Annotated in this window: 13 protein-coding genes; 3 read left to right on the top strand and 10 right to left on the bottom strand. The window is 63.3% G+C overall.

Translation table 11 applies throughout. From position 1 onward, the window contains the following. Positions 1-17 precede the first annotated feature (17 nt). The 4 genes from NKJ67_RS08520 to NKJ67_RS08505 form a co-directional block, all read right to left on the bottom strand. Positions 18-1,406, bottom strand: a complete 1,389-nt coding sequence (locus tag NKJ67_RS08520; RefSeq protein WP_352581061.1) for an aldehyde dehydrogenase family protein — start codon at positions 1,404-1,406, stop codon at positions 18-20. Positions 1,407-1,531: 125 nt separating this feature from the next. Further along, the gene (locus NKJ67_RS08515; RefSeq protein WP_127268306.1) at positions 1,532-2,902 is read right to left on the bottom strand and encodes a glutamine synthetase family protein; all 1,371 of its coding nucleotides are present in this window, start codon (positions 2,900-2,902) and stop codon (positions 1,532-1,534) included. Positions 2,903-2,989: 87 nt separating this feature from the next. Next, positions 2,990-4,552, bottom strand: coding sequence for an amino acid permease (locus tag NKJ67_RS08510; RefSeq protein WP_023810103.1), 1,563 nt, complete (start codon positions 4,550-4,552; stop codon positions 2,990-2,992). 18 nt (positions 4,553-4,570) lie between these two features. Then, positions 4,571-5,389 carry an N-formylglutamate amidohydrolase gene (locus NKJ67_RS08505; protein WP_352581060.1) on the bottom strand — a complete coding sequence of 273 codons (819 nt, stop codon included), beginning with the start codon at positions 5,387-5,389 and terminating at the stop codon, positions 4,571-4,573. 144 nt (positions 5,390-5,533) lie between these two features. Between NKJ67_RS08505 and NKJ67_RS08500 the strand changes: the two genes are divergently transcribed. The 3 genes from NKJ67_RS08500 (at position 5,534) to NKJ67_RS08490 (ending at position 10,844) form a co-directional block, all read left to right on the top strand. Beyond that, the gene (locus tag NKJ67_RS08500) at positions 5,534-6,361 is read left to right on the top strand and encodes a MurR/RpiR family transcriptional regulator (RefSeq protein ID WP_352581059.1); all 828 of its coding nucleotides are present in this window, start codon (positions 5,534-5,536) and stop codon (positions 6,359-6,361) included. Positions 6,362-6,552: 191 nt separating this feature from the next. After that, complete coding sequence (locus tag NKJ67_RS08495; protein WP_127271405.1) at positions 6,553-7,716, top strand: efflux RND transporter periplasmic adaptor subunit; 1,164 nt, start codon at positions 6,553-6,555, stop codon at positions 7,714-7,716. Continuing rightward, positions 7,713-10,844 carry an efflux RND transporter permease subunit gene (locus NKJ67_RS08490; protein ID WP_127329405.1) on the top strand — a complete coding sequence of 1,044 codons (3,132 nt, stop codon included), beginning with the start codon at positions 7,713-7,715 and terminating at the stop codon, positions 10,842-10,844. Before NKJ67_RS08495 ends, NKJ67_RS08490 begins: the two co-directional genes overlap by 4 nt. 62 nt (positions 10,845-10,906) lie before the next feature. Here NKJ67_RS08490 and NKJ67_RS08485 read toward each other — a convergent pair whose 3' ends face one another. From NKJ67_RS08485 to NKJ67_RS08460, 6 genes are all read right to left on the bottom strand, one after another. Continuing rightward, positions 10,907-11,317 (bottom strand): GtrA family protein, encoded by a 411-nt coding sequence (locus tag NKJ67_RS08485; RefSeq protein WP_127269060.1) that lies wholly within the window; start codon positions 11,315-11,317, stop codon positions 10,907-10,909. Further along, complete coding sequence (locus NKJ67_RS08480) at positions 11,314-12,123, bottom strand: ChbG/HpnK family deacetylase (RefSeq protein WP_352581058.1); 810 nt, start codon at positions 12,121-12,123, stop codon at positions 11,314-11,316. The genes NKJ67_RS08485 and NKJ67_RS08480 overlap by 4 nt, the downstream gene beginning before the upstream one ends. Next, positions 12,120-13,109 carry a glycosyltransferase family 2 protein gene (locus NKJ67_RS08475; protein WP_127329411.1) on the bottom strand — a complete coding sequence of 330 codons (990 nt, stop codon included), beginning with the start codon at positions 13,107-13,109 and terminating at the stop codon, positions 12,120-12,122. Before NKJ67_RS08475 ends, NKJ67_RS08480 begins: the two co-directional genes overlap by 4 nt. Continuing rightward, positions 13,102-14,265 (bottom strand): glycosyltransferase 87 family protein, encoded by a 1,164-nt coding sequence (locus NKJ67_RS08470; RefSeq protein ID WP_352581057.1) that lies wholly within the window; start codon positions 14,263-14,265, stop codon positions 13,102-13,104. Before NKJ67_RS08470 ends, NKJ67_RS08475 begins: the two co-directional genes overlap by 8 nt. A 215-nt stretch (positions 14,266-14,480) precedes the next feature. Continuing rightward, positions 14,481-15,518, bottom strand: a complete 1,038-nt coding sequence (locus NKJ67_RS08465) for a zinc-binding dehydrogenase (protein WP_352581056.1) — start codon at positions 15,516-15,518, stop codon at positions 14,481-14,483. Between the two features lie 52 nt (positions 15,519-15,570). Then, positions 15,571-16,812 carry an acyl-CoA dehydrogenase family protein gene (locus tag NKJ67_RS08460; protein WP_352581055.1) on the bottom strand — a complete coding sequence of 414 codons (1,242 nt, stop codon included), beginning with the start codon at positions 16,810-16,812 and terminating at the stop codon, positions 15,571-15,573. Positions 16,813-16,894: the final 82 nt, after the last annotated feature.

Genomic DNA, 16,894 nt, shown 5'->3' with positions numbered 1-16,894 from the left:
TTTTGTCTTTCAATAAATCAGATGGCTTCGCGCAGATGGAATGATTTCGGCCTGGTGAGATTGTCATAGCCGATGGCCGACAAGCCCGCGCCCTTGCCGGTGTCCTTGACGCCGGTCCAGACCAGTGCCGGATCGAGGTAGTCGCAGCGGTTCATGAACACCGTGCCGGTCTCGACCCGATTGCCGATCGCGACGGCATGCTCGGTATCGCGGGTCCAGATCGAAGCCGTCAGCCCGTAAGGACTGTCGTTCATCAGCGCGATCGCCTCTTCGTCGTTACGCACCTTCATGATGCCGACGACCGGGCCAAAGCTCTCTTCGCGCATGACGCTCATCTGATGATCGACTTCTGTCAGCACTTCCGGTGCCAGATAAGGCGAACCGGCCTTGTCGTTAGCCACCTTCATGTCGATGTGCGCCTTGGCACCCTTGCGCAGCGCTTCGGCCTTCTGTTCGCGGATCAGATCGGCGAAGCGCGCCTGCGCCATCGGTCCCATCGTCGTCGCCTGGTCGAGCGGGTTGCCGACGACATAGTTCTTGGTCTCGGCGATGAAGCCTTCGACGAATTCGTCATAGACCTTTTCGTGCACATAGACGCGTTCGATGCCGCAGCAGCACTGGCCGGAATTGTAGAAGGCGCCGTCGACCAGATTGGCGATCGCATGATCCATCTTGGCGTCCGGCAGCACATAGGCCGGATCCTTGCCGCCCAGCTCGAGGCCGAGCGTCATGAAGGTGCCGGCCGCCGCCTTTTCGATGGCGCGGCCACCGCCGACCGAACCGGTGAAATTGACATGGTCGATCTTTCCCGAGCCGAGCAGCCTTTCGGTCTGGGCGTGATTGAGCACGACATTCTGGAACACGCCCTTGGGCAGGCCGATCTTGTCGAACGCCTGCTGAAAGCGCTCGCCGACCAGCAGCGTCTGCGCCGCATGCTTGAGGATGACGGTGTTGCCGGCCATCAGCGCCGGCACGATGGTGTTGACGGCGGTGAGATAGGGATAATTCCACGGCGCGATCACCATGACCACGCCGAGCGGGTCCTTCTTCACATAACGGCGGAAGCCGTCCTTCGGGTTGGAGGCAGGCACCGACTTGAGCGCCTGCTCGGCGATCTCGACCATATAGGTGGTGCGTTCCCTGACGCCGCCGAACTCGCCGCCGTAGCGTACGGGCCGCCCCATCTGCCAGGCAATCTCCGGCACGATCTCGTCTGATATCGCGACCAGCGCTTCCAGCATGGCGAGCATGTACTTGCCGCGCTCGACGATTGGCGTCAGCCCCCACTTCTCCTGAGCCGCCTTGGCACGCTCGACCGCGGCATTGATCGCCTGGTCGGTCGCGATCGGTCGCTCGGCATAGATCGAACCGTCGATGGGGGATATGAGTTTGACCGTCTCGGTCATTTTGTAAGTCCTCGTATTCTACAACAAAATCGTATGGCCTGGCGCTGCCCCTCATCTGCCTGCCGGCACCCTCTCCCCCACGGGGAGAGGGTAAGAGTGAAGGGGCGCCGACGAACCGTCGATACCTAGTACCGCTCGAACCCTCTGTGCAGTTCCCAATCCGTGATGCGGCGGTCGTATTCAAGCTGCTCCCACTTTGCGGTGTGGACATAATGTTCGAGCACATCCTCGCCGAGCGCCTGCTTGAGCATCTTCGACTTCGCAAGCGTCTCGGTGGCATCGCGCAGCGTCTTCGGAATCTCCGGCAGGCGCGATGCCTGATAGGCATCGCCGACGAACGGCTTCTGCAATTCCAGCTTCTCGTCGATGCCGGCAAGGCCGGCGGCGATCAGCGCTGCGAACGCAAGATACGGGTTCAGATCGGCGCCGCCGATGCGGCATTCCATGCGGATGCCCTTGGTGCCCTCGCCGCACAGGCGGAAGCCGGCGGTACGGTTGTCCTCGCTCCACATGATCTTGGTCGGCGCGAAGGTGCCGGCCTGGAAGCGCTTGTAGGAGTTGATGTAGGGCGCCAGGAACCAGGTGAATTCCTTGGCGTATTTGAGCTGGCCGGCGGCCCATTGCTGGCCAAGCGTCGACAGCGTCCAGTCGGCCGCCTTATCGAAGAACAACGGCGTCTTGCCGTCGGCGCTCCACAGCGAATTGTGGATGTGGCTGGAATTGCCGGCGAGCCCGTAATTGTATTTGGACATGAACGAAATCGCCTTGCCCTCGGACTCCGCGATTTCCTTGGCGCCGTTCTTGAGGATGACGTGACGGTCGGCCATGTCGAGCGCCTCGGCGTAGCGCACATTGATCTCTTCCTGACCCGGACCCCACTCGCCCTTGGAATTCTCGATCGGAATGCCGGCCGCTTCCATCTCGTTGCGAAGCCGGCGCATGACGCCCTCTTCCTTGGTGGTGATACCGATCTGGTAGTCGCCGATATAGGGCGATGCGGTATCGAGACCTTGCCAGTGCTTCTTGCGGGCGGAATCGTATGTCTCGTTGAACAGATAGAATTCAAGCTCGGAAGCAAAATAGCCTATATAGCCGCGCTCCGTCAGCCGCTTGACCTGCTTCTTCAAGATGGCGCGCGGCGAATGTGGCAGGTCATCATGGGTGTGGTGGTCGAGCACGTCGCAGATCACGAGTGCGGTCTTTTCCAGCCAGGGAATGCGCCGCAGCGTGGCGAGATCCGGCTTCATGACGAAGTCGCCATAGCCCTTCGACCAGCTCGCCGCCTTGTAGCCGGGCACCGGCTCCATATCGATGTCTGCGGCCAGCAGATAATTACAGCCATGCGTTTCGTCATGCGCGGAATCGACGAAGTACTGCGCCAGGAAGCGTTTTCCCGCTAGCCGTCCCTGCATGTCGACGATGCAGGCCAGCACGGTGTCGATCTCACCGCTGGAGACCGCTTTCTTCAACTGATCGAACGAGAAATTTCCGGCCATTCCTTTGGCACTCCAGCGCTTGTCGATTGAAAGGGATAAACGTAGCCATGGCCGGCGCGAGGCCGGCCATGGCCATATTGGGCGATGTCAGGCGCCAGCTTCGCCGATAGCCACCTCGGCTGCCCTGATCGCGGCCTGGCGTTTGGCGATCTGGTCACCGATCGGCGGACCCTGGAAGCGGCGGTTCTCGAAACCGAACCAAAGCACGGCGGTCAGCAAGATGAAGCCTATGGTGATGTAAAGCACCTTGTCGTTCGGCGGCTGGATGGCGATGTAGAAGATGATCACCATGCCGACAATCGACAGCGCACAGAAGAGCTTGAACAGTCCGGCGCCCAGGTTCCACGGGCCAGGATTAGGCCACTTGGCCGTGCCGAATGCGACCATGCCGAGTGCGATCGGGATTGTGAACGACAGGAACAGGAACACCAGCGTCGAATTGACGACAATGGTGTAGATGTTGGTGCCGCCGATCGAAATAAACTGGGCAAGGAACACATAAAGGATCTCGAGGATCGCGGCCGTCCAGATCGCATTGACCGGCGTGCGCCAGGTCGGGTTGACCTTGGCGAGAGCCGCGGAGCCAACAGGCATGCCGCCGTCGCGAGAGAAGGCGAACAGCATGCGCGAAGCCGAGGTCACGGTGGCGAGGCCGCAGAGGAATTGCGAGATCAGGATTGCAAAATAAAGCAGTTCCTTCAGCCACACCGGCAGGATTGCATCCATTGTCGAGAAGAATACGCTCCATCCCTGCTTGGCGCCGGCAGCCAGGTCCGGGATCGCGAGAACGATTGCGCACAGCATCACCCAGCCGATCAGAGACGACCACAGCACCGACGAAACGATCGCCCGCGGAACGGAGTGTGCTGCCTTGACGGTCTCCTCGGAGGTGTGGGCCGAGGCGTCATAGCCGGTGATGGTATAGACGGGCAGAAGCAGGCAGAGCAGGAACAGGTAGCTCATGGAGTCGGTTTGCGGAAAAACACCGCCGCCCGCATCGCCTGAATAGTTTGTGAACGTCCACAGCCGGCTGATGTCGATTGCCGGTGCGAACACCAGGCAGGCCACGATCAGCACTGCTGTTGCGCCCAGGATAAGAAAGCCCGAAGCATCGGTAAGCATTGCCGTCAGTTTGATGCCGAAATGGTTGAACAGCGCCTGCAGCACGGTGATGAAGGCGACAAACCCGACGATTTCGCCCGGCGTGCCGGTGATGCCGAACCAGCTTCCGAATGTTCCAACGAAGAAGAAAGCGGTGCCGATGTTGATGGCGCCGAGCACAGTGATCAGACCGAACAGGTTTAGCCAGGCCGTCAGCCAGCCGGTGAAGCGGTTGCCGAGGATCGACGACCAGTGATAGAGGCCGCCGGCGGTCGGAAATGCCGAGGCGATCTGCGCCATGGCAAGGGCGAAGAAGCCCGACACGCAGCAACCGACGATCCAGCCGATGCCCGCACCTGCGCCGCCGATCGACGATGTGGCTTGCGCGAAGGAGTTGATGCCGCCCGAAAGGATGCAGATGATCGAGAACGATATCGCGAAATTCGAGAAGCGGCTCATGCTTCGCGACAGTTCCTGGGCATAGCCCATGCCGTGGAGAACCTTCAGGTCCTCCTTCTTGTCAACGTCCGTATAATCCGGTCCTGCCATTTTCATTCCCCTGTGGTTCTAATTGGCCGATTGAACTGACTTTCCGACTGAAGGCGATCTGGAATATCCGGCCTCCTCTGGCTCCAGATCCGAAAAAATGCCCGTGAGCAGATCCGCCCATTTCCGCTGCCCGGTCTCGCCGGCGATTTCGTCGTTGCGGATTTCGATCATCGCGCAAGGCAGGCCGCGTGATCGCGCATGCCGTTCCAGCGTGAAATAGACGCGGTCGGCAGGCGAATACGGCTCGTTGACGCCGACGGTGACGCCGGCAAGCCGCTTCAGCGCCGATATCAGCGGCGCCGCCAGCCGGCGATCCTCGTCGTGGATGATGCCGATATGCCAGGGCCGGTTTTTGGATTTGTAGACCGGCGTGAAGGAGTGGACCGAAACCAGCCGCGTTTCCTGACCATGTGACAGCCTGTTGTCGATGATACCGGCAATCGTGTCGTGGAAAGGCTGCCATGACAGGGCAACACGTGCCGCCCGCTCGCTTTCCGACAGGCCGGCATTGCCCGGTATGACCGTTGTCTCACTGACCGGCGGCACCAGGTCGGGCGCGTCGAGCGGCCGGTTGCAGTCGATGACAAGGCGCGAAATGCGGGTCTCGACCAGAGTCGCGTCAAGCGCCTGCGCCATGCGGCGGGCAACAGGCAGCGCGCCGGGATCCCAGGCGATGTGGCGCGACAGGTCCTCGGCGGCAAGGCCGAGCGTGCCGAATTCGGCCGGCAGGTAGTTCGAGGCGTGATCGCAGGTCAGCACGAATGGGCTCGATCCGGCGGGGTTCGTCACCCTCACGGTATCAGACGATGCAAGGCTGGCGGGCCGTGCTTTCTCCATACTCTGCCGTCCCCGGGGAGCGCTGTATCGTATGTTACGTATTTTGCCTCATTGCGTCCCTGTGGATGATTTCATACAGTTTGTCCGGCTTTGTCAAATGCGATCTCGGAAAAGGCCTTCGGCCGAGCCAGAGGTGGGGAAAACATGATTTCCAGCATTGCCGAACTGATCGCCGATCGCCTCGGCACGATGCCGGCCGGCGAACGGCGCGCGGCCCAGACACTGATCGCCAACTATCCGATGATCGGCCTGAAAACGGTCGCTGAATTCTCGGCCGCGGCGGGCGTCTCCTCGCCGACGATCCTGCGTTTCGTCGCCCGGCTGGGTTTTCAGAACTATCCGGAATTCCAGTCGAGCCTGCAGGACGAACTGGCGGCGCAACTGCAATCGCCGGCAACAAGGACGCTCAACCCGCCCTCGCCCGGCGGCGGCACGGCGTCGCCGATGCTGGAAGCGACGCTCGACAATATGCGCGAGACGTTCAGGCACCTCTCCGACAGGCAGCTTGCCGACATCGCCGCCCGGCTCGCCGACCGGCGCGGCAAGACATTCCTGATCGGCGGTCGCTTCACCGATCCGCTGGCGCGCTACATGGCCGCCCACCTCGCCGTCATCCAGCCGGATGTCTTTCACCTCGCCGGGCAGGAGAGCATGTGGCGCGACCGGCTGATCGACATAGGCAAGCGCGACGTGCTGGTGATCTTCGACATCAGGCGCTACCAGGACAGCCTCGTCCGCTTCGCCGAGAAGGCGCATCAGCGTGGCGTCCAGATCGTGCTGTTCACCGACCAGTGGCTGTCGCCGATCGCCCGCTTTGCTCGTCATGTTATCGCCGGACGAACCGCGGTGCCGTCGGCATGGGACTCTTCGGCTGCCCTTTTCGTTGTCGCCGAAACGCTGATCGGCGCCGTCACCAGGCAACTGGAAGCAGAAGGCGCCAAACGCATTCGCGAGATGGAAAGTCTGCGTTAGTGCCTGTGCGACGATCCAAAGCGTTACGCATATTTTCTCAAAGGTTACATATATTTAATGTGCGCAGCCCCGGAGAATTGTCATAAAGACGCGATATCGAGGCGGCTTCTTTGCCTTACAATAGCCTCGCTGCGTCTGCTTCATTCGGGAAACCGGTAGACGGAAGGATTGTTTTACCAACCGGAGTGCCGATGGCCGCCTGGAAACAGATACTTTTTGCACTTGTGGTGCTGGTGGTGGCGGCAGCCGCCTGGCTGCGCTTTTATCCCGGCGCGCCGGACGTGCTGGCACGCTGGGGCATCGACTGGGCCTCCGCGGCAACGCCCCCGGCTGAGACCGGCACCGCCAACGCGAAGCAGGCAAACGGCCGTAATGGCGGCAACCAGCGGGTGAACGTGGTCGCCCTTGCGGCCACTTCGGCTGTTATCAACGACCGCCTGCAGGCAATCGGCACCGGCCGTGCCAACGCCTCGGTGACCGTCAATCCCTACAGCTCCGGCCGCCTCGCCGAACTGCTGGTCGAATCCGGCAGCCATGTCGATAAGGGACAGATCCTCGCCACCCTGGATTCCGAGACCGAAGTGATCTCTCAGGACCGCGCCAAGCTCGCCTTGCAGGATGCGCAGGCCAAACTCGACCGCGTCAGGTCGCTTCGTGCCTCCAATGCCGCGACACCAGTCGCAGTGGCCGATGCCGAAGTGGTCTTGGCCGGCGCCAAGCTGGCGCTTCAGGATGCGGAACTGGCGCTGCAGCGCCGGTCGATACTGGCACCTATCGCTGGCACCGTCGGCATCCTGCCGATCTCGGCCGGCAATTATGTCACCAACCAGTCGGCCATCGCCACGCTCGACGACCGGTCCTCAATCCTGGTCGATTTCCTGGTGCCCGAGCGCTTCGCTGCCGCCGTCAAGGTCGGCGCACAATTGACGGCGACGCCGATCGCCAATCCCAGCAACGCTTATAGCGGCACCGTTTCGGCCATCGACAACCACATCGATGAAAAGAGCCGCACCCTGCTGGTCAAGGCCAAGATCGCCAACCCTGCGGATTCGTTGCGCGCCGGCATGTCGTTCGGCATCACCATGAAATTTCCGGGGCAAATCTATCCGGCCGTCAGCCCGCTGGCGATCCTGTGGGGGTCGGACGGCGCCTATGTCTGGCAGATCGAGGATGGCAAGGCCAGGCGGGTCCCGGTGCGCATCATACAGCGCAACACCGAGACCGTGCTGATCGACGCCGAGATCGACAATGGCGACATGGTGGTCACAGAGGGCACCCAGAGCGTCAGCGAGGGCGGCGCGGTCCGCCTTGCAGGTGAAGAGCAGCGCGCCGCGGACGCCGCCGCAGGCACATGACCAGCCCCGCCAACACTGCCAGCGAGACCGGCTTCACCGCCCTGTTCATCCGCAGGCCGGTGATGGCCTTCGTGCTGAACACACTGATTGCGGTCGCCGGCTTGGCCGCCTTCTACGGCGTCGAGATCCGCGAACTGCCTGATGTCGATCGCGCGGTCGTCACCGTTTCCACCACCTTCGAGGGCGCGGCGGCCGAGACCGTCGATCGCGAGCTGACCGACACCATCGAGGGCGCCGTCGCCCGCGTCTCCGGCGTCAAGTCGATCTCGTCGTCTTCCTCATTCGGCTCAAGCCGCGTCACCATCGAGTTCAACGATGGCGTCGATCTGAATGTCGCCGCCTCGGACGTGCGTGATGCTGTCGGCCGCGTCGCCAACCAGATGCCGGACACCGCCGATCCGCCGCGCATCGTCAAGGCCGACGCCAATTCCGACCCGGTGATGCGGCTGGCGGTGACCTCGGACAACATGTCGATCCAGGACATGACCGTGGTGGTCCAGGACCAGATCGAGGACGAGTTGGCCGCCGTGCCCGGCGTTGCCGACGTCCAGGTCTATGGCGACCGCGACAAGATCTTCCGCATCGATGTCGATCAGAACAAGCTGGCCAGCCTCGGCTTCACGGTTGCCGATCTCAGGGCCGCCCTTGCCTCGGTCGCCTTCGATTCCCCCGCCGGTTCGATCACCACGACCAACCAGGACCTGATCGTCCGCACGACTGCCGACGTCACCACGCCGGGAGAGTTCGAGAACATCATCATCGGCGGCACGACGCGCATCCGCGATGTTGCCACCGTCACACTCGGCCCCGATGTCGGCCAGACCACATTGCGTTCGGATGGCAAGACCGGCATCGGCATCGGCGTCATCCGCCAGGCGGAATCGAACACGTTGGACATCTCGACCGGCGTCCAGTCCGCCGTCGCCAAGTTGCAGGAAAACCTGCCCAAGGGCATGTCGATCAAGATCACCAGCGACGACGCGGTCTTCGTCAAGGGCGCGGTGCACGAAGTCGAGATCGCGCTCGGCCTGTCCGTCACCATGGTGCTGATCGTCATCTATGTGTTTCTCCTCGACTGGCGCGCGACGCTTATCCCCGGCCTGGCGATGCCGGTCGCCATGATCGGCACCATCGCCGCCATCTATCTGGCCGGCTTCTCGGTCAACATCCTGACCCTGCTCGCGCTGGTGCTGGCGACCGGCCTGGTCGTCGACGACGCCATCGTCGTGCTCGAAAACATCGTGCGACGACGCAACGAAGGCATGGGACCGCGTGCGGCCGCTGTGCTTGGCGCGCAGGAAGTGTTCTTTGCCGTTATTGCCACCACCTTGACGCTGGTCGCCGTCTTCGTGCCGATTTCGTTCCTGCCCGGCCAGACCGGCGGCTTGTTCCGCGAATTCGGCTTCGTGCTTGCCATGTCGGTGCTCTTGTCCTGCGTGGTGGCGCTGACGCTGTGCCCGATGCTCGCCTCGCGCATGCTGACCGGCGCATCGCTCCACCACGAAGGTGACCATGGCATCGGCGCCCGCATCGGCGGCGCGCTCAATACGGCCTACAAGCGCAGCCTGCACGCCTGCCTCGACGCGCCATGGATCGTACTCCTGGTCGCGGTGCTGTTCGCCGGCACCGCCTTCACGCTGTTCGGCACCATCCGCCAGGAGCTGACGCCGACCGAGGACCGCGCCGCCGTACTTCTGCGCATCAGCGCCCCGCAAGGCGTCAGCCTCGACTACACCACGCAGCAGATGCAGAAGATCGAGAGACTGATCCAGCCGATGCGCGATTCCGGCGAGATCCGCAGCACTTTCGAAAATGCCGGCCAGAACGGCTCCTACAACTCCGGCTTCATGGTGATGACGCTGGCGCCGTGGAACGAGCGCAGCCGCAGCCAGCAGGAGATCATGGCCGAGATCAGCCAGCTGACCAGGCAGGTGCCGAGCGTGCGCATCTTCCCGGTCCAGCCCAACAGCCTCGGTATCCGCGGCGCCGGCAACGGCCTGCAGTTCGCGCTGGTCGGCAACGACCGCAAGGCGCTCGGCGATGCCGCCGTGAAGATCATCGCCGAGATGCAGAAGGACCCGCGCTTCCAGACACCGCGCCTGTCCATCGACCCGACGCAGCCGCAACTCGCCGTGGCCATCGACCGCGAGCGCGCCTCCGACCTCGGCATCGACATATCGGGACTGGCCAACACCTTGCAGGCCATGCTCGACGGCAACGACGTCGTCGACGTCTACATCGCCGACCGCAGCTACGGCGTGAAGCTGGTCTCGACCACCAATCCGATCAACGATCCGACGGATCTGGAGAACATCTTCCTGAAAACAGCCGACGGACGTTTCGTGCCGATGTCGACCATCGCCACGCTGACCGAACGCGCCGTGCCGCCGTCGCTGTCGCGCGAACAGCAGCAGCCCTCTGTGGCGATCACGTCCAACCTCAGCGGCGACTTCGCGCTTGGCGATGCGCTCACCCGCGCCGAGCAAATCGCCACGCCGCTGCTGCCGCCAGGCAGCCGCATCCTGCCGCTGGCCGAGGCGGCGACGCTGGGCGAGACCAACAGCGCCATGGTCACCATTTTCGGCTTCGCGCTGGTCATCATCCTTTTGGTGCTGGCCGCCCAGTTCGAAAGTTTTGTCAGCGCCGTCATCATCATGGCGACGGTGCCGCTAGGGCTGGCCTGTGCGATTTTCGCGCTTCTCCTCTCGGGCACCAGTCTCAACGCCTACAGCCAGATCGGCCTGGTGCTTTTGGTCGGCGTCATGGCCAAGAACGGCATCCTGATCGTCGAATTCGCCAACCAGTTGCGCGACCGCGGGCTTGGCGTGCGCGAGGCGATCGAACAGGCCTCGATCATCCGCGTGCGGCCGGTGATGATGACGATGATCTGCACCGTGCTCGGCGGCCTGCCGCTGGTGCTGGCGAGCGGCGCCGGTGCCGAGGCGCGCGTCGCGCTCGGCTGGGTCATCGTCGGCGGCCTGGGGCTGGCCACCGTCTCGACGCTGTTCCTGACGCCGGTCGCCTATCTCCTGCTTGGCCGCTTCGTCACGCCGAAGACCCACGAGGAAGCCCGACTGAAGCGCGAGTTGGAGGAAGCCGCCTACACCAATGTGGAGCCGGCTGAATAGAAATCCCAGGAAAAGTGTGTAGCGGTTTTTCGTCCGGAATTTCGTAAGAAAAATAATTCCGCCTATCTCAAGAACCGGCCTTCGATCGACCAGCGCGCGGCGAGGAAATTCAGCACCGCCGCCACCACGACGCCGCCGATTTTCGCCGGCCACACCCCGATGATGCCGGCGAACAGCGCGATCGAGAGGCTGGAGACACCGAGCGAAATCAGCGCTCCAAGCGTGGCGAAACGAAGGAACGCGTCATGCAAACGGATGGCTCGATTGCGCTCGAACGACCACAAGCCGTTCGCCGCGAAGGAAAAGGTGACGGCGACGAACCAGGCAGCGATGTTGGCCGGCACCGGCGGAACCCCGAGCTTGAGCAGCAGGAAAAAGCTGGCAAGGTCGATGGCCGTGTTCGCCAGTCCGACAATGGCGAAGCGGACGATCTTGCTGCCGGCCGAACGCTGGGGCCGATCGGCGTCGCTCATCTCTTGCCGTCCAAGATCTCGACGCCGGCGCGGGCCAGGCTGGCTCCGAACGCGTCCGATGCGAGGGCCGCGAATTCGACCTCGCGCACACCTTGCATCATGTCGCGCGCGCGCAGCGTCTCGTCGACATGGCCGGGATGACACATGAACAGCCCTCGCTCTGGCAACCCTTCGACGGCGGCCAGCAGAACCGCAGCGAACTTTTCCGGTTGCCGCCAGTCATAGATGCCGGCGAGCGGCTGGAAAACGGTGAAGCCCGCGCGCTGCATCGAGCGGTTGAACCCGGCGGCGAGCGCGGCAATCGCAGCGACTTTCGCTCCCGCGGCCAGCGCCGGGGCGCCGCGCAGGGCCGGCCTGTCGGCGCCTTCTGGAAACCGTGCGCACAGCCATGTGCGCACGACAGGAAGGAAATGCACATGCTGATGCCCGTCGACGAAATCGGGGCGGCGGCCAAGCGCCTCGACGAAGCGGCTGTACTGGGCGTCAAGCTCGGCATGGACATGGCGGGCGCCGATGCGGCCGCGCAGAACAGGCAAGGCCAGTGCGCGGAGCGGTGGCAGCCGGCCTTCCGGCGCCAGGGCCGACCGGCCGGTGACGGCCAACTGGTCGGTCAAGGTGAGGTGCAGCCCAACCGCAGCCCGGCCGCACAGCGGTTTTATGCGCTCTGCCTCCTTTGCCCACTCGGGAAAGCCGGTCATGCAGCTGGTGCCGGTCAGGCGCCCCCGATCGAGAAGATCGAGAATCCCGGCGGAAACGCCAGGCGCCAGGCCGTAATCGTCGGCGATCAGGCGAATGCGCCGCGTCATCTGTTCGAAGAGCCCGGCTCCGGCCGGTCGGCGGGGGCATCGCTGCGCACGACATCGCGCACGAGATAGACCGGCCGATCCTTGCTCTCGCTGAGCGTCACCCAGACATATTCGCCGATCAGGCCAAGCAGGGTCAGGTTGAGGCCGCCGAGCAGAACGACGGCAACCAGCAGGCTGGGGTAGCCCGGAACGGCAATGCCGTAGAAGATCACCTCGAAGAACACCTTTGCACCATAGAGCGCGCCGGCCAACGCCGCGAGCAGCCCGCTAAGACTGATCAGGCGCAGCGGAATGACGGAGAACGAGGTGAACCCTTCGAGCGAGAAGGCGATCAGGTTGAGCCGGCTCCATTTCGATGTGCCACTGGCGCGGCCTTCCGGCGAATAGGGCAATGCTTTCTGGCGAAAGCCCGCCCAGGCAAACAGGCCCTTGTTGAAGCGACGCTTGTCACGCAGGCTGGTCAGTGCGCGCGCCACGGCGCCGCGCATGACGCGAAAGTCGCCGGCATTTTCAGGAATGTCGAAACGCTGGCTGCTGTTGATCAGGCTGTAGAAAAGCCGTGCAAGCTGGCTGCGCCGCCAACTCGCCTCGCGGCGGTCGTTCTGGGCATAGACGACGTCGATGTCGGGATGGTTCACCAGCTCGGCGATCAGCTTCAGGCTGATGTCCAGGGAATGCTGGAGGTCGGCGTCCATGATCAGCACCATGTCGCCGCGCGACTGGTCGAGGCCGGCGAGCACAGCGACTTCCTTGCCGAAATTGCGGCTGAGGCGGACGATCTCCCACGATCCCGTCAGCGCCTGCGAAAATCGTCCGGCGCCATCGTCACGGCTGCCGTCATCGACCAGGATCTTGTGCACGGTCATGCCGAAGCGCTGTGCCACGGCCGCTTCGAGCTCGCCGAGCAGGCGCGCGAAGGCCGATGCCGAAGCCGCCTCGTTGAAGAATGGCGCAACGATATCGAGGCTCTGTCGCAACTCAGCCATTCGCGACTCCCGCATTCACCACCTTTTCCCGTGCCTTGGCCCAGAACCACCAGATCAGCAAACCGGCGATGAAAGTGACGGCGACCGGCCGGAACCAGGGGAAGAGGAAATCGTGCACATGGCGCTCGACGCCGCTCAGGCCGGTCACGAACAGCGTCATCGACAGCACCGAGGCGAGGACGCCGCCTCGTTCTTCGCGCCACAACAGGGCGATGGCAAGACCGGCTGGTACCGCGATCATGGCAAAGGTGTTGGGCTCGACGCGCGGGTTGAAGACGCACATGTAGAAGGTGGCCGTCAGGAAGATCGCCAGCGCTGCCTTTCCCCCTTCGAGCCTGCGGTCGAACCAGATGACGGCTGAAAGCGTAAGGAGGGCCATGACCATGCGCACGATCGTTGCGCCGAATTCCGGTATCGGCAGCCCTATCGTGGTGAACGGTGCCGTGAAATCGGTGGACACGAAATGGCTGGTATTGTCGACGGCCATGGAGGTCAACATCTGGGCGAAGACACGATACTGATCGTTGAGATAGCCGGCGGGAGCAAAAGCGTAAGGCAGTGCGAGCACGAACAGCACCGCCAGCACCAGCACCGGTATCAACCGAAGCCGAAGGGCTCCTACCAACAACAGCATTATGATCGCGGTCGGCTTGGCGATGATGGCAAGCGAAGCCCAGAAGAACGTCTCCGCCCGTCGCCCTTCCAGCGCCGACAATGTGAGAAGCCAGCAAGCGCCGGTCAAAAGGATCGTCGCCTGGCCGTTGCGGATCGCGCCGAGCGCCATCGGCAAAGCGAGGAAGAGGCCGAAAGAAAGCAGCCACATCAACTCGCCACCACCGAGCTTGCGCACCTGCCGCATCGCGGCAAAGGTCAGCACCGCAAACCCGAGGGAGTGCCACACCACGCCGCCCAGATGCGGACCGAGCTTGACTATCGGAGTGTAGAGCGCGGCGAAGGCCGGCGCGTAGAGATACCCCATCTCGGATTGGGTGTCGTAGAGCGGCAGACCGGCCAGAAGCGCCTCGCTGCCATCTATATAGGCCTTCCACACCGTCCGCGTGTACGGCGACCTCAGGACCATGGCAAGAACGACCAGGAACGCTCCGATCCACAGGCCAAACCCCAAACGGTCGAAAACCGGCTTGGAAATCGTCATCAAGGCACCCCACACAATCCCGGAACAAGCTCAGTCCAGCCTGTCCCGGCATTCGATGGCGGCGGCATATCACGGACGCAGCGGCATGGCATAGGGGGCTTGATGGACGCGGATATCGGCCTGACGGTTCCGAGGCGGCGGATAACCGGCAATCTCTGACGCAAAGCACTCCGAGGCCCCCTCGCGTCCAAGCTTCTCGAACCTTTCGAATTGGCCTAAGGCCGGATGAACACCTTGCCGTTCGGCTTGGCCAGTTCCGCCGGCACCCGCGTCATGGCCTCGGCAAGCGGCACCACCGCTGTCACGTCGGTCGACCAGCGCCCGTCGGAAAAACGCTTCTGCGCTTCCAGGATCGCCGGGCCGCGGCGATCGCGGAACTGGCGCATCCACTCGCTCAGCCAAAAACCTTCGATACGCTTGTGCTGGAAGATCAGTTGGCCGGGCTCGCGGATAACAGTGGCTTCGGGATCGAGCTTCCCGTAGATGATCCAGCGCGACCGCTTCGGCATAATGTCGAAGATGGCGGAAGCCAGCGGCCCGGTCACCGCGTCGAGAAAGATGCGCGGCTGCTCGGCCTTCACCACCTCGCGTAGCGCCGCCTTGAAATCCGGCGCCTTTTCGTTGAGGACGTGCGCCGCGCCGAGCGCTTTCAGCGCCGCGATCTGGTCGTCGCGGCGCACGGTGACGATCGGCCGGAAGCCCTCTCCGTTGGCCAGGCCAATGATCAGCTTGCAGAGCTGGCTGGCGCCGGCGGTCATCATAAAGGCCTTTCCGCCTTCCTCCTTGACGACGTCGAACATGGCGAGCGCGGTGAGCGGGTTGACGATCATCGCCGCGCCATCCTCGTCGCTAACGGTGTCGAGCAGCGGGATGCAAACATCGGCCTCGGCTACGGCATAGTCGGCCCAAGAGCCCCAATTGGTGACGCCCGTGGCAAAAGCGACACGCTTGCCGATCAGGCCTTTGGGATCGGGTTCGTCCCCGCTGGCGACGACAATGCCGACGCCCTCGAAGCCCGCCGGCTGTCCCTTGGCGCGCGGCTGGCCGTACTGGCCCTTGACGAAGGCGATGTCGGAGGGGTTGATCGAGGCGAGGTTGACCTTGATCAACACCTGCGTCGGTCCGGGTGTCGGCACCGCGATGTTGCCCGGCTCGAGATACGGCTCCATCGCCTCCAGCACACTGCCGCTCGGCGTCCTGGTGTAGCCGTCGCCGACCAGCAGCAGCGCCTTCATTTCGGAGGGGACGGCCATTGGAACACTCCGTGCTTGGGCTGTCGGCATCGCCGGATGACGATGCCGGCGCTCAGACCTTTTCCTGCGTGTATTTCTTCAGCTCGGTGCGCGCCACCTGACGGCGATGCACGGCGTCCGGCCCGTCGGCAAGGCGCAAGGTCCGCAGATGCGTCCACGACCGCGCCAGCGGCGTGTCCTGGCTGATGCCTTGCGCGCCGAACATCTGCACGGCCTCGTCGGTGACCTTGAGCGCGACGCGGGGTGCCACCACCTTGATCTGGCTGATCCAGGGGGCCGCGGCGCGGGCGTCGCCCTGGTCGATCATCCACGCCGCCTTGAGGCAGAGCAGCCGGGCCATTTCGATCTCCATGCGGCATTCGGCGATGATGTCGAAATTGGCGCCGAGCTTTGCCAGCTTCTGGCTGAAGGCCTCGCGGCGCAAGGAACGCTGGCACAGCATCTCGAGCGCCATCTCGGCCTGTCCGATGGCGCGCATGCAGTGATGGATGCGGCCGGGGCCGAGCCGCCCTTGCGCGATCTCGAACCCCCTGCCTTCGCCGAGGATCAGGTTCGATGCCGGTACCCGCACATTGTCGAAGCGAAGATGCATGTGGCCGTGCGGCGCGTCGTCATCGCCATAAACCTGCATGGCCCGCACCTTGGTCACGCCTTTTGTGTCCGATGGCACCAGGATCATCGAATGACGGCGGTGCTGCGGCTCGTCATCGCCGCCGGTCCTGACCATGACGATGTAGATGGCGCAGCGCGGATCGCCTGCGCCCGAAGCCCACCATTTCTCGCCGTTGAGCACATAGTCGTCGCCCTGACGTTCGCAGCGCATGGCAATGTTGGTGGCATCGGACGAAGCGACATCCGGCTCGGTCATCAGATAGGCCGAACGGATCTTGCCATCGAGCAGCGGTTCCAGCCATGCTTTCTTGTGGTCGGCCGAGCCGTACCGCTCGAGCACCTCCATGTTGCCGGTGTCGGGCGCCGAGCAGTTGAAGGTCTCGGCGCCGAGATGCGCCTTGCCCATCTCCTCGGCCAGATAGGCGTATTCGACGGTGGAAAGGCCGTAGCCGCGTTCCGAGCCGGTCAGCCAGAAATTCCACAGGCCGCGCTCTCGTGCGGTCTTCTTCAGCCCTTCGAGGATCTCGCTCTGGCGCGCACTGTAGACCCAGCGGTCGCCTTCCTTGCCCACCTCGCTGAGAAACTCCCTGTCGAGCGGCATGATTTTGTCGCGCACCATGGCCGCGACGCGCGCATGGATCGGCTTCAGCCGCTCGGTCATGCCGAGATTCATCTCCGTCATCGGTCGCTAACCCTTCATGCATGCCAGGCATTTTGTCAGTGGCAAGGATGACCGTACTTCGGATAGCCTTGTCAACGCGAAC

This window comes from Mesorhizobium sp. M0088 (assembly GCF_040322895.1).
Classification (GTDB): domain Bacteria; phylum Pseudomonadota; class Alphaproteobacteria; order Rhizobiales; family Rhizobiaceae; genus Mesorhizobium.
The sequence above is the reverse complement of the archived record's forward strand: the minus strand, read 5'-3'. Positions and strand labels throughout refer to the sequence as shown.